The sequence below is a fragment of the Corynebacterium argentoratense DSM 44202 genome, assembly GCF_000590555.1.
Taxonomy (GTDB): Bacteria; Actinomycetota; Actinomycetes; order Mycobacteriales; family Mycobacteriaceae; genus Corynebacterium; species Corynebacterium argentoratense.
Genome location: NC_022198.1, coordinates 707,391 through 720,186, shown reverse-complemented (window position 1 = coordinate 720,186; position 12,796 = coordinate 707,391). Strand labels below are relative to the sequence as shown.

The window sequence follows — 12,796 nt, the reverse complement described above, 5'->3', positions numbered from 1 at the left end:
GGCAGCAGGTGCCTTCGCCCCGTTTTTGTGCCCCCTTGGTGCTACCAGGTAGCTCAACGTATAGATGGGCGGGGTGATGGATGCTCACGAACGAATTCTGCAGCCAGCACGCATTAGCGTGCCGGCGAAGCCTAGTGAGTGAGCATCCATCACCCCGCCAAATCATCTACACGATGGGTTTACCTTTAAATGTCCAGAATTTGTTGACGAGGAAGTTAACCGGCATGGCGACGAGGATGGAGATGAGGTTGGCCCAGTAGAATTTGGTGCGGAGTCCGGTGGTGTCGTCGAAGATGTGGCTGGGTAGGTGGAGGGGTGAGTGGGGGTTCATGAGGAGGGTGGCGACGATGAGGGAGACGATGTAGCTGAGGATTCCTGTGGCGAGGAAGGGGAAGAATTCGCGGAACCAGCTTTGGCGGTTGTCGGCTTTGAAGGTCCAGACGCGGTTGAGTTGGTAGTTCCAGGTGTTGGCGGTGAGGAACGCTAGTGTCATGATGATGTGGTACCAGCGTAGGTGGAATTGGGTGCCGAGGAGGTTGAGGAAGGGGTCGGCTGGGGTGTGGCCGGCGGTCCAGAGGGTGAGTTTGGTGAAGATGATGGTGGCGATGAGGTTGACGAGGGTGCCTGAGCCGCCGACGAGTCCAAACTTGATGAACTGGCGCATGGTTGTGGGGTGCCTTAGGGGTTGGTTTGGAGTCGTTGGGGCACTTGGGCGATTTGTTCGTCGGTGCCGGTGAGTGCCATGCGGATGTGGTTGTGTGCTTTGGGTCCGTAGAAGTCGCCGGGGGCTACGAGGATGCCGCGTTGGGCGAACCAGTTTAGGGTGTCGCGGCAGTTTTCGTTGCGGGTGATCCAGAGGTAGAGGCCGGCTTCGGATTGGTCGATGGTGAAGCCTGCTTCGAGGAGTGCGCTGGTGAGAGTGGCTCGGCGTTGTGCGTAGCGGAGTTGTTGGGCTTGTTCTTGTGCGTCGTCGTTGAGTGCGGCGATGGTTGCGTGCTGGATTTGGGTGGGCATCATGAAGCCGGCGTGTTTGCGTACTTCGCGGAGTTCGGAGATGAGTGTGGGGTCTCCGAGGAGGTAGCCGGATCGGTAGGAGGCCATGTTGGAGGTTTTGGATAGTGAGTGGATGGCGATGAGGCCGGTGTGGTTGCCGTCGCAGATTTCGTCGTCAAGGATGGAGTGGGCTTTTTCTTCGCTCCAGTTGAGGCCGAGGTAGCATTCGTCAGAGCAGAGGATGACGCCGCGTTGTTGGCACCATTGGACGACTTTGCGTAGGTGGTCGCGTCCTAGGACTTTGCCGGTGGGGTTGGAGGGGGTGTTGATGAACATGAGGGTGGGTGTGGTGGGCCCGAGTTGGAGTAGTGAGTCGGCGCGGACGACGTTGGCGCCGGTGATGCGTGCGGCTACTTCGTATGTGGGGTAGGCAATTTCGGGGATGACGATGGTGTGGCCTGCGCCGATTCCGAGGAGGTGTGGGAGGTTGGCGATGGCTTCTTTGGTTCCGATGACGGGGAGGATTTCGTCGTCGGTGAGGGAGCCGATGTTGTATCGGCGGTGCATGGCGTCGGCGATGGCGTTGCGGAGTTCGGGGGTGCCGATGGTTTGGGGGTAGCCGGGGATTGCGGCTGCTTCGGCGAGGGCGAGTTGGATGGAAGGGGCTACATCGTCAACGGGGGTTCCAACGGAGAGGTTGATGAGTCCGTCTGGGTGCTCGGAGGCGAGTTTTTTTGCGTCTGCGATGCTGTCCCAGGGGAAGTCGGGGAGGTTGAGGGGGGTGCGTTGGGGTGGGTGAATGGCGTAGTTCATGAGATGTAGCCTTGGGATATTTTTAGTCTTCGACTTGGGGTGGGAGTTGGGCGACCAGGGGCGGGTCGAAGTCTTGGGGGCCGAGTTTAGCTGCTCCGCCGGGGGATCCTAGGTCGTCGAAGAAGGCGACGTTGGCGTCGTTGAATTCGACCCATTCGTCGGGTACGTCGTCTTCGTAGAAGATGGCTTCGACGGGGCATACCGGTTCGCAGGCGCCGCAGTCGACGCATTCGTCGGGGTGGATGTAGAGGGATCGTTTGCCTTCGTAGATGCAGTCGACGGGGCATTCTTCGACGCAGGCGCGGTCCATGACGTCAACGCAGGGCTGGGCGATCACGTAGGTCATTGTTTTGGTTTTCTGGCTTTCTGTTGGTTTTTCTTTTGTCGCAGGTAGATGGCCGTGTAGGCCCAGGGGATGCCTGCTATGCTACTCAGCTCAAAGATGATACTCCTTGTTGCGCTTTGCATCGTCCAAGCGCTGCCTAAGCTGTCCCAGCGGTGGTGGAGGGCGAGGATGGTCAGTGCTGCAGTGGTGGTGTAGATCAGTGCGGGGAGGGTGGTGGTGGCGGGGTGGTTGTTCCAGAGGTGTGCGGTGCGTGTGAGGACGTGTATCCACCATGCGTTGAGTGCGTAGGTGGCGAGGAGTGTGGTGGTGTTGGTGGTTCCAAGGTTGGCGGATGCACTGAGTGCTGTTGCTGCTGCGAAGATGCTGAGCAGCAGCAGTGCGGTTCGGCGTCCGCTGGTGGGCCTAGTGGGCACTAAGTGCCTCTGGGAGTGGCTGGCCTTGGGCAATGATGTAGTGTTCGGCTGGGGTGAGGGGTTGGGTGATCATGTTGGATAGGGCGAACATGGTGTTGGTGGGGACAATGAGTTGGGTGGCGTGTTGGCGCATGGCGTTGGCTTTGATGCCACGGATGTGGTCGCTGAGGGGGATTTTTTGCACGGGGTGTTCGCTGGTTGTGGTATCGATGGTGGCGATGTCTTGGGGTGCGAGTGTCCAGCCTTCGGGAGCTGTGAGTTGTTGGTGGTGGTGGTTGAAGGTCTCGCGGTCGGTGACTGCCCATGCGATGGTGTCGGTGAGGCGTGCGGCGTTGGTAACGATGGTGTGTGCTTGGATGTGGTCGGGGTGTCCGTATCCGCCGTCGGGGCCGTAGGTGATGATGTAGTCGGGGTTTCGTTCTTCAATGACGTCGCGGAGCGCTTGGGTTGCTTCGTGTTCGGCGTGGATGAATGCGCGGGGGTGGTTGTTGGTGGAGCTGCCTGCCATGCCGGAGTCGCGCCAGTGGCCGGCGCCGCCGAGGAAGCTGTGGGTGACGGATCCGCTGCTGTTGGTGGCTGCTTCGCTTAGTGCGGCGATGCTGCGGTTGAGTTCGTGGATGCGGTATCCGCCGAGTTGGTCGGCTTTGTCGGAGGTGAGTTCGGCCCATTGGTTGCCGATAACTTCTCCTTCTTCACCGAGGGTGCAGGTGAGGATGTGTACGTAGGCGCCGAGTTTGGCGGCTTTGGCGATGAGGCCGCCTGTCCAGATGGCTTCGTCGTCGGGGTGTGCGTGGACGAGGAGGATGCTGGTTCCGGAGAGGGGCTCGGTGGTGTGCATTCCTTTACTATAGGTGATGCTCACTCGGGGGCTGCCTGGGGGTTATCTGGTGGATTTCCAGGTGGCGGCGGTGGGTAGAACTCCTGCTGGTTGGATGATGGGCCACTGCCCTAGTTCTGGCTTGGGTCCTTGGATGTTGCGGCCGAGGACGTCTAGGCGTCGGTCGTTGAGTATGGGCAGGGTGAGGGTTTGTTCTTGGTTGTAGCGTTGCACTAGTGCTTTGGTTTCTTCGAAGTCACTCTCTCCTGCGATGACGTGGTCGAGGGCGTCGTTGATTTCTGGGTTGCAGAATTGTGTGAGGTTGGCCGCTTGCGGGGTGTAGCGGCCTGGTTGGGTGCTGGGGGTGTTAGGGGTTGTGGAGGTTGTGGTTGCTGTTGTGGTCGAATCGGATTGATCTTCTGTTTCTTTTGTGCTGGTAGGGGCCGTGCTGCAGCCGTAGGCGGAGGCTAGTAGCAGTGAGGTGTTGGGGGTGCGGTGCCAGCTGATGGTGGCGTCGATACGGCCTTGTGGGGCGAGGTTTCGTGCGATGTCTGCGAGTTCGACGAGTTTGACTTCCGCTTTCACGCCTTTGCCTGCGAGCATGTCCACTAGTGCCGTTGCGGCGGAGGTGGAGGTGGCGTCGGCGGGGTCTGCTGCGATCACAAGGGGGGTGTCGTTGCTGAGCGCGCGCAGTTCGTCTGCTGTGCTGTCGTTGCCCGCGGCGTCATTGTTTATTGTTTTGGGGATGGCCGCGATGTTGGTGCGCCGCCCGGTGGCGAGGATGGCGAGTTGTTCAGTGTCGATCAGGCCGGCGAGTTGCTTGCGTAGTTCTGGGGTTGGCATGCGGGTTGACGCCGTGTTGAAGTCGATGGTGAGGGTGGAGTTGCGGTCCCAGGCACGCACTTGGGCGTCGGGGATGAGGTCGTAGGACAGTTCTGCGGTTTCCGTGGGGCTGGCGTCGACGAAGTTGATTTGGCCGGAGCGGAGCATTTCTACGCCTTGGGTGACGCTTCGGATTTCGCGGAATTGGAGGACTTCGGTGGCTGCGGGGCTGTTTCCCCAGAAGCGGTCGTTGCGGACGATGGTGTAGATGCCGCGGGCGAAGTCGATGTCTTTGACTGCGTAGCGGCCGCCGCTGGCGGGGATGGAGGTTTTGAGTGCGCCGTCGAATCCTCCGGTGGCGTCTTTGAGCAGGTGGGCGGGCAGGATGTTGTCGAAGAGTTCGTTCCAGTCGCGTATGCGTTGGTCGAAGTCGACTTCGATTTTTTTGCCGCCGTCGGAGGTGCGCATCGCTTTGATGGCGCGGTATCCGGCGCCGTTGATGACGTCGGGATTGTCGCGCATGGAGTCCCACAGGTAGTAGAAGTCAGCGTAGGAGATGGGGGTGCCGTCGTTCCATTGTGCTTCGGGGTTGATGACGTAGCGGATGGTTTGCGCGGCGCCTTCTGCTGGTGGGATTTCTTCGGCGCTGACTAGCAGGTCGGTGTTGAGTTGGCCTTGGACGAAGGCGCTGGGAAATACGAGTGCCGCGAGGGATTGGACGAAGGAGTAGTCGTTGGCGGCGAGGTGTGGGTTGAATCCGCTGTCGACTGGGTCGATGCCGATGGTCAGTTGGCTGCGTCGGTTGTCAACGTTGGCGCTGGAGAGGTTGTCTTGACCTTGGTCGAGCGTGGGGGCGGCTTCGCTGGGGTCCACGGTGGGCGCTGGGCCTGGGCGGGCTGAGCACCCTGCCATTAATGACGCCGGGAGTAGTAGCGCGCACAGGAGTGTTCCGGTTCGCAGGTAGCCGCGGTTGTTTTTCACCCTTCCCAAATTTAGCAGCGTCTAGCCGCTAGGTTGCCCTGCCACCCCGGCTATCCTCTCGGAAGGGCCCGGGTGGCATGGAGAAGACATGGCAGCACTTATTGCGGCACGCTCAAGTTTTTTACTTGTTGCGCTGCTTCTCGCGGGCGCGGGCACGGCCACGCTCGGTGGCGTTCAAGATGACCTTGCGGACGCGAATGGTTTCGGGGGTGACCTCCACGCATTCGTCCTGGCCACAGAATTCCATGGCTTCTTCCAGCGAGAGGTTGCGGGCCTTGGCCAGGGTCACCGTTGCGTCTGCGGTGGCGGAGCGCATGTTGGTGAGCTTCTTCTCACGGGTGATGTTGATGTCCATATCTTCGTCGCGGTTGTTCGCGCCAACGACCATACCTTCGTAGGCTTCAGTGCCGGGTTCGACGAAGAAGGAGCCTCGATCGGCCAGCTGCTGGAGAGCATAGGCAGTGATCTGGCCGGAGCGGTCGGCGACGAGCGAACCGGTTGCACGGCCCTTGATTTCGCCGGCCCAGGGTTCGTAGCCCTCGGAGTAGTGGTTGGCGATGCCGGTGCCGCGGGTTTCGGTCATGAAGGTGGTGCGGAAACCGATGAGGCCACGTGCGGGAACCTTGTATTCCATGCGAACCCAGTCGGAGCCGGTGTTGTCCATGTGGACCATCTGGCCCTTGCGTGCGGCCATGAGCTGGGTGACGTTGCCCTGGTATTCGCCGGGAACGTCGATGACCATGTGCTCGAAGGGCTCGTAGAGTTTACCGTCGATGGTGCGGGGCACAACCTGGGGCTTGCCGACGGTAAGTTCGAAGCCTTCACGGCGCATGGTTTCCACCAAGATGGACAGGGCCATTTCGCCACGTCCCTGAACTTCCCATGCGTCGGGGCGCTCGGTGGGAAGAACCTTGATGGAGACGTTACCGATGAGCTCCTGGTCGAGGCGGGCCTTGACGACACGGGCGGTGAGCTTGTCGCCGCCACCGCGGCCTGCGAGCGGCGAGGTGTTCACACCAATGGTCATGGAGATGGCGGGATCGTCCACAGTGATACGGGGAAGCGCGACCGGATTGTCGATGTCAGCGAGGGTGTCGCCGATCATGATCTCTTCAATACCGGAGATCGCGGCGATGTCGCCTGCGATGACCTCGTCGGTGGGCACGCGGGTGACGCCAACGGTGCGCAGCAGTTCTGCGATCTTGGCGGTCTTGGTGTGCTGGTTACCTTCAGAGTCGTAGTGAATCCAGGCAACCTGCTGCCCCTTCTTCAAGGAGCCGGCGTGAACGCGGACGAGGCCGATGCGGCCGAGGAAGGAGGAGGAGTCAAGGTTGGTGACGTGAGCCTGCAGGGGCGCATCGAGCTCTGCGGTGGGCTCGGGGAGCACATCGTAGAGGACATCGAACAGTTCCTGGAGGTCTTCGGCCTCGGGGACGTTGCCGTTACCGGGGTTGGTGGTGGAGGCTTTGCCTTCACGGCCGGAGGCGTAGAGCACAGGTAGGTCGAGGAGATTCTCGGCGGCTGCGGCTGCTTCTTCGTCCTCGATGGTGGAGGCGAGCTCCAGCAGGAGGTCGTGCGCTTCCTCGACGACTTCGTCAATGCGGGCGTCGGGTCGGTCGGTCTTGTTGACGACGATGATGACGGGCATCTTGGCGGCCAGGGCCTTGCCGAGCACGAAGCGGGTCTGAGGTAGGGGGCCTTCGGATGCGTCGATCAGAAGGACAACGCCGTCAACCATGGACAGTGCACGCTCAACCTCGCCACCGAAGTCGGCGTGACCGGGGGTGTCGATGACGTTGATGATGAGGTCGCGGCCGTCTTTGCCTGCGCCATGGCGGCGGATGGCGGTGTTCTTAGCCAGGATGGTGATGCCCTTTTCCTTTTCCAGGTCACCGGAGTCCATCACTCGGTCGACGAGCTCTGCGTGAGCATCGAAGGCGCCGGACTGGCGCAGCATGGCGTCAACGAGCGTGGTTTTTCCGTGGTCAACGTGCGCGACGATGGCGACGTTACGAAACTCTGTCTGAGTCAAAGGTTCTCCTACCTCATATCCACAGGCGCACCTGTGGATTTAAAAAATTACAACCCTGAACACAGTACTCCCCTACCGGCACTCGTGACCAATTTGTAACATTTTGGCCACCAGCACCGACATGGATAACGATACGGCTGGTGTCACGGCAAGCGTCGAGTAACCCCGTGCTAGCCCACCTGGTTTCTTCCCATGTCATTGGGGGTAACCGGGGGAGAAAATTGCATATAGGAAAGCTTGACCCCCGAAACTCATGTGACTAGAGTGTTCTAGAGTTATTCAAGTTAACGAAAGTGATTGGAGTGTTTAGGTGCGCATATCGACCATCGGTACGCTCAAAGCGGCCTTGATCGCGGCAACTGTGACCGCTGCAGCCCTATCCCCCGCGACACTAGCCACCAACGCCCAAGCACAACCCGCGGTACCTACCAGCTCCGACACCGGGTCAGTCGACCCCAGCACCTACGTCGACCACCTTGGGCGCCCAACACAACCCGTCCTCGACCACCTCCGCGGCGTCATCAATAATCCGGCACTCCCCCAGCCCCTGCGTGACAAGCTCACCACCGCAGTAGGCTTCATCGAAGGCACCGGCACACCAGGCGTCGACATTCCCGAAGGCGCACCACGCATCGCCCAATTCGCCTGGCCCACCATCGCCGGCAACTGCATCAACGGACAAAAAGCCACAGGCACCGCCATCGCCGTGCCCGGCCCAGCCGACCTACCCCTACCCGGCGTCGACGACGGCCACACCGCATTCATTTTCACAGCTCTAGGCACCGATCCCATCGCACAACCAGACGCAAGCACCATGCGCGTCGACTGGATCAACCTCAGCACCGGCACCCGCGGCAGCACCCCCCTAAGCTTTGGCGGCATCAACCCCAACGGGCCCGCCACCATCAACGCAACCGCCAACACCGGACGCGGCACCATCGCCGCATGGCTGTCTGGCGGAGTCGCCACCGAAACCGCCACCTGCAACTTCCTACCCACCGCAGCGGTGTTCGAGGTGAACTAATGACACACATCCACCCCGTCAAACAGGAAACCTTCGCAGTCGATCGCGACATTAACATCGACCCCAAAGGCTTCAAACGCGCCGTCGACACCTACCGCATCACAGACTTCGGCCTGTACATGGCCCGCGGCGCCAACCACCCCAACTTTGGGTACCTCGAAAGCTGGCTGCTACCGCAACTCGGCCTGCGCGCCAACCGCTTCCACTACCGCGACACCGCCGAATGCCCACGCGAAGACTTTTATTTTGACATCGCGGACATCTCACGCGACGGCAACACCTGGACCACCCGCGACCTCTACGTCGACTTGATCAGCCACGTCGGTAGCCCCATCGACGTCGATGACATCGACGAGCTCGCCGCCGCTACTTCCGAAAAGCTCATCACTGCAGAGGAAGCCGAGCGAGCCATTGAAACCACGCTCGCAGCCGTCGACGGCATTACCCGCCACAACGACGACCCCATGGCATGGCTGCGCAGCCAAGGCATCGACCTTGACTGGGCCGAGTCCGTGGAGCTCACCCCCGTCGGCTAGGACGCTTCGACTCTGCGGCGTTCGGCATCAACGTCGAAGTCTGCTGCAGGCCACTGAAGCTGCATCGACCGCAGCGCTCCGAGCAGCAGGTACTTCACCACCATGCGCGCGTACTTTTTGTTATCACTCGGAACCGACCCTGCAGGCCTCTACCTGGCCTACGCCTGCAAAGTAGCAGGTCTTGACGTCGCGGTTGTTACTTAAAGAAATGACGCCGCGTTAATCACCTTCACACAGTGACCAACGCGGCGTCATCAAAAACAGCCAGGCAACGCCTAGTTCAAGGTCGCACCCAATTCGATGCCTAAGCCGGGCACGGAGTCAATGAGGTCGCGGGTGTAGACTTCCTTCGCACCAGAGAAGATCTGGTCCGCGGTACCCTGCTCCACTACCTTGCCCTGCTTCATCACAACCACATCATCGGCGGTCTGGCGCACCACAGCGAGGTCGTGGGTAATGAACAGGTAGCTCAAGTCCAGGTTGTCCTGAAGCTCAGCAAGCAGCTGAAGGATCTGATTCTGCACCAGCACATCCAGTGCGGAGACCGCCTCGTCGAGAACGATCACCTCAGGCTCCAACGCAAGCGCGCGAGCGACAGCAATACGCTGACGCTGACCACCCGACAACTCGTTCGGGTAGCGGCGCATCGTCGAGCGCGGCATAGCAACCATGTCGAGGAGCTCTGCCACACGCTTCTCACGGGACTTGCGGTTGCCGACCTTGTGAACGCTCAGGGGCTCTTCAATGCATCGGTAGATCGAGTACATCGGGTCCAGAGAGCCGTAGGGGTTCTGGAAAACCACCTGCAGCTTGCGGCGCATCTGAAAGAGCTCTTTGCTACCCAGGGTCGACAGGTCGGTACCCTTGTAGTAGACGGTGCCAGAAGTCGGATCCAGCAGGTTCAACACCATGTTGGCAACAGTGGACTTACCGGAGCCGGACTCGCCCACAAGCGCCAGAGTGTGGCCTTTTTGGAGGGTGAAGGAGACCTCGTCGACTGCGCGGAGAATCTTCTTATCGCCCTTGGCCCCGCGAATGGGGAACTCCTTGGTCAGATTCTCAACACGGATGACTTCTTCGGTCTCCACGTTTTCGTGCTTAGCCAGCAGCTCGTCGGTTTCGATGCCTTCCTCCTGCGCAGCACGAATACGTGCGGATGCCAAGGAGGGAGCAGCCTTCACCAAACGCTTGGTGTAGGGGTGCTGCGGATCTCGGAGGATCTGTAAAGAGGGACCGGACTCAACGACACGGCCGCGGTGCATCACGACGAGGTGCTCGACGCGCTCAGCTGCCAAGCCCAGGTCGTGAGTAATGAACAGCACCGCAGTGCCCAGGTCGGTGGTCAACCCGTCCAAGTGGTCGAGGATGCGGCGCTGCACGGTCACGTCCAGCGCAGAGGTGGGCTCGTCAGCAATCAGCAGCTTCGGACGCGCGGCCAAACCCATAGCGATGAGTGCACGCTGGCGCATGCCGCCGGAAAACTCATGGGGGAATTGCTTGGCACGGCGCGCAGCATCCGGAAGGCCTGCCTCGTCAAGGAGGACTGCGACGCGTTCGTCGGCCTCTTTGCCCTTCGACAGGTCGTTGGCGATCAAGGACTCCTTGATCTGGCTACCGACCTTCCACACCGGGTTGAGGTTAGACATCGGATCCTGAGGCACCAGGCCGATCTCGCTGCCGCGGTAATCCTGCATCTCCTTGGGGGAAAGCTTAGAAATTTCTTTGCCTTCGAAGAAGATGCTGCCGCCGGTGATCCTGCCGGTTCCTGGAAGAAGGCCGATGATGGCCATGGCCATGGTGGATTTACCGGAGCCAGACTCGCCAACGATGGCCACAGACTGCCCTGGGTAGATCGTCAGGTTGACGCCGCGGACAGCGTCGACAACACCCGTGGAACTGGTGAAGGAAACCTTCAGGTCACGGAGCTCCACCAAGGGGGTTTCGCTGCTGCGAGACTCTTGCACTGCTTCGGTGCTGTTGTTTTGAGGATTAGTCATTGTTATCGCTTCCTCGACTTCGGATCCAGCGCGTCACGCACGACGTCGCCCATCATGATGAAGCTGAGCACGGTCAGTGCCAGTGCCATCGCCGGATAGAACAGAACCATCGGCTGGTTACGCAAGCTCACCTGTGCATTGGAGATGTCGCCACCCCAAGACACAACGCTCGGGGGCAGACCAATACCCAGGAAGGACAGCGTGGCTTCCGCCACGATGAACACACCGAGTGCAACGGTTGCGTAGACGATGATGGGGGCTGCCGCGTTGGGCAGAATGTGATTGAGCAACATGCGAGTGCGGGATGCGCCCACCGCGCGGGCGGCGGTCACGAACTCTTCGTTTTTCACGCTCATCACAGCTCCGCGCGTAATGCGGGCGATGTTCGTCCAACCGAAAGCAGCCAGAACCACGACCACGGTGACGATGGTGCGGCTGTCCTTGAACATCTGCATAACCACGATGGCTGCAAGCACTAGCGGCACTGCGAAGAAGACGTCGGTCAGGCGGGAAAGAATGGCGTCAATAAAACCACCAAAGTAACCGGCGAGTGCACCGATGGTGCCACCAATCAAGACGACCAGCAAGGTGGTCAGCACGCCCACCGATACGGATGCGCGAGCACCGTAAATGGTGCGAGAGTAAATGTCGCAGCCCTGACGGTCGAAACCGAAGGGGTGGCCGCTAGTGGGGTCGGCCAAGGAGTTACTCAACTCGCACAAGCGGGGATCCACGCTGGTGAACAGCCCAGGTAGCGCGGCCATGAGTAGCGCAAGAACGATCATGACGCTGGATACCCAGAACAGAGGCCGTTTGCGAACATAGCGCCAAGCCTCAGCCCACATTGAAGCGGGTGCTGAATCATCAGCTACAGCGTCAACAGCACCGAGACCGGTTTCGTCAGTTTCCGCAATGTAGTGTTCCTGCCCCACCCGCACTTCTGCTTTGATGGGGTTTCCAATGTTTTTATCAACGTTATGCATAGCGGATCCTCGGGTCGAGTACTGCGTACAGGAGGTCAACCAGCAGGTTGGCAACGATGTAGACGATCACCAGCACGGTGGTAAAGGACACAACCGTTGTGGGCTCGCCCTTCAAAATAGCTTGGTAGAGGTGACCGCCGACGCCGTTGATACCGAAGATGCCCTCGGTGACGATGGCACCACCCATGAGACTACCGAGGTCAGCACCCAGGTAGGTAACAACGGGAATCAGCGAGTTACGCAGCACGTGCTTGATCATGACTACGCGGTTGCCCAGGCCTTTTGCACGGGCGGTTCGCACGTAATCAGCAGTGAGGTTCTCGGAGACCGACTGACGGGTCAAACGAATCACGTAAGCGAAAGACACTGCTCCAAGCACGATGGCCGGCATGAGCAGGTTCTTAAAAGTCTCGTTGGGGCCGACTGTAGGAGGCAACAGCCCCCACTTGACGCCAACTAGGAACTGGAAGACGAAGCCAATCACGAAGGAGGGAACAGCGATGACGAACAGCGACACAACCAAAATGGTGGAGTCGAAGAATCCGCCCTTTTTGACACCTGCGTAAACACCGAAAAGAATGCCGAAGACGGCTTCGAAGCACAGTGCCATCAAAGCGAGCTTGATGGTGACGGGGAAGGCGTGTGCCATGACTTCGATGACGGGACGCCCAGAGAACGTGGTGCCGAAGTCAAGCGTCAGAATACCTTTGATGTAGAGCAGGTACTGGATGAAAAATGGTTTGTCCAGGTTGTACTCGGCACGGATGCGTGCTTCTGCAGCTGCGGTTAGACCGCGGTCACCGCCGAGCGCCTGCACTGGGTCGCCAGGCATGAGAAACACCATGGCATAAATCAATAGGGTGGCACCGAAGAAGACCGGGATCATCTGTAGCAACCGGCGGCCGACATAGCGAAGCATGTACACCCCTTCCTCTCATTGATGGCTTAGGAACGGCATTTATCTTAACTGACGATGACTCAGATAAAGCCATCGGATCAGATTATGTAAACACCGCAAAGATCTTCTAAAGATCTGTAG

Annotated in this window: 12 protein-coding genes; 2 read left to right on the top strand and 10 right to left on the bottom strand. The window is 59.7% G+C overall.

Translation table 11 applies throughout. From position 1 onward, the window contains the following. Nucleotides 1-166 precede the first annotated feature (166 nt). From CARG_RS03590 to typA, 7 genes are all read right to left on the bottom strand, one after another. On the bottom strand, nt 167-664 hold the full coding sequence (locus CARG_RS03590; protein WP_020976036.1) for a GtrA family protein: 498 nt from the start codon (nt 662-664) through the stop codon (nt 167-169). Nucleotides 665-678: 14 nt separating this feature from the next. Beyond that, nucleotides 679-1,806 (bottom strand): succinyldiaminopimelate transaminase, encoded by a 1,128-nt coding sequence (dapC, locus tag CARG_RS03585; RefSeq protein WP_020976035.1) that lies wholly within the window; start codon nt 1,804-1,806, stop codon nt 679-681. A gap of 22 nt (nt 1,807-1,828) precedes the next feature. Further along, nucleotides 1,829-2,152, bottom strand: a complete 324-nt coding sequence (gene fdxA, locus CARG_RS03580) for a ferredoxin (RefSeq protein ID WP_020976034.1) — start codon at nt 2,150-2,152, stop codon at nt 1,829-1,831. Then, on the bottom strand, nt 2,149-2,565 hold the full coding sequence (locus CARG_RS03575; RefSeq protein ID WP_020976033.1) for a hypothetical protein: 417 nt from the start codon (nt 2,563-2,565) through the stop codon (nt 2,149-2,151). The genes fdxA and CARG_RS03575 overlap by 4 nt, the downstream gene beginning before the upstream one ends. Continuing rightward, nucleotides 2,555-3,403, bottom strand: coding sequence for an N-acetyl-1-D-myo-inositol-2-amino-2-deoxy-alpha-D-glucopyranoside deacetylase (gene mshB / locus CARG_RS03570; RefSeq protein ID WP_020976032.1), 849 nt, complete (start codon nt 3,401-3,403; stop codon nt 2,555-2,557). The genes CARG_RS03575 and mshB overlap by 11 nt, the downstream gene beginning before the upstream one ends. A 42-nt stretch (nt 3,404-3,445) precedes the next feature. Then, a complete protein-coding gene (locus tag CARG_RS03565) occupies nt 3,446-5,185 on the bottom strand; it encodes an ABC transporter family substrate-binding protein (protein WP_144198532.1) in 1,740 nt (579 codons plus the stop codon). Between the two features lie 121 nt (nt 5,186-5,306). Then, the gene (gene typA / locus CARG_RS03560; protein ID WP_020976030.1) at nt 5,307-7,217 is read right to left on the bottom strand and encodes a translational GTPase TypA; all 1,911 of its coding nucleotides are present in this window, start codon (nt 7,215-7,217) and stop codon (nt 5,307-5,309) included. Between the two features lie 310 nt (nt 7,218-7,527). Here typA and CARG_RS03555 point away from each other — a divergent pair, with 310 nt between their 5' ends. Further along, nucleotides 7,528-8,241, top strand: coding sequence for an Rv1157c family protein (locus tag CARG_RS03555; RefSeq protein WP_020976029.1), 714 nt, complete (start codon nt 7,528-7,530; stop codon nt 8,239-8,241). Then, nucleotides 8,241-8,777 carry a DUF402 domain-containing protein gene (locus tag CARG_RS03550; protein WP_020976028.1) on the top strand — a complete coding sequence of 179 codons (537 nt, stop codon included), beginning with the start codon at nt 8,241-8,243 and terminating at the stop codon, nt 8,775-8,777. Before CARG_RS03555 ends, CARG_RS03550 begins: the two co-directional genes overlap by 1 nt. 275 nt (nt 8,778-9,052) lie before the next feature. On the opposite strand, the gene CARG_RS03545 is transcribed toward CARG_RS03550, so the two are convergent. Genes CARG_RS03545 through CARG_RS03535 form a run of 3 tightly spaced genes read right to left on the bottom strand, consistent with a single transcriptional unit; the run spans nt 9,053 to nt 12,676 of the window. Beyond that, on the bottom strand, nt 9,053-10,774 hold the full coding sequence (locus CARG_RS03545; protein WP_020976026.1) for a dipeptide ABC transporter ATP-binding protein: 1,722 nt from the start codon (nt 10,772-10,774) through the stop codon (nt 9,053-9,055). 2 nt (nt 10,775-10,776) lie between these two features. Beyond that, nucleotides 10,777-11,757 (bottom strand): ABC transporter permease, encoded by a 981-nt coding sequence (locus CARG_RS03540; protein WP_020976025.1) that lies wholly within the window; start codon nt 11,755-11,757, stop codon nt 10,777-10,779. Continuing rightward, nucleotides 11,750-12,676 (bottom strand): ABC transporter permease, encoded by a 927-nt coding sequence (locus CARG_RS03535; RefSeq protein WP_020976024.1) that lies wholly within the window; start codon nt 12,674-12,676, stop codon nt 11,750-11,752. Before CARG_RS03535 ends, CARG_RS03540 begins: the two co-directional genes overlap by 8 nt. Between the last annotated feature and the right edge of the window lie 120 nt (nt 12,677-12,796).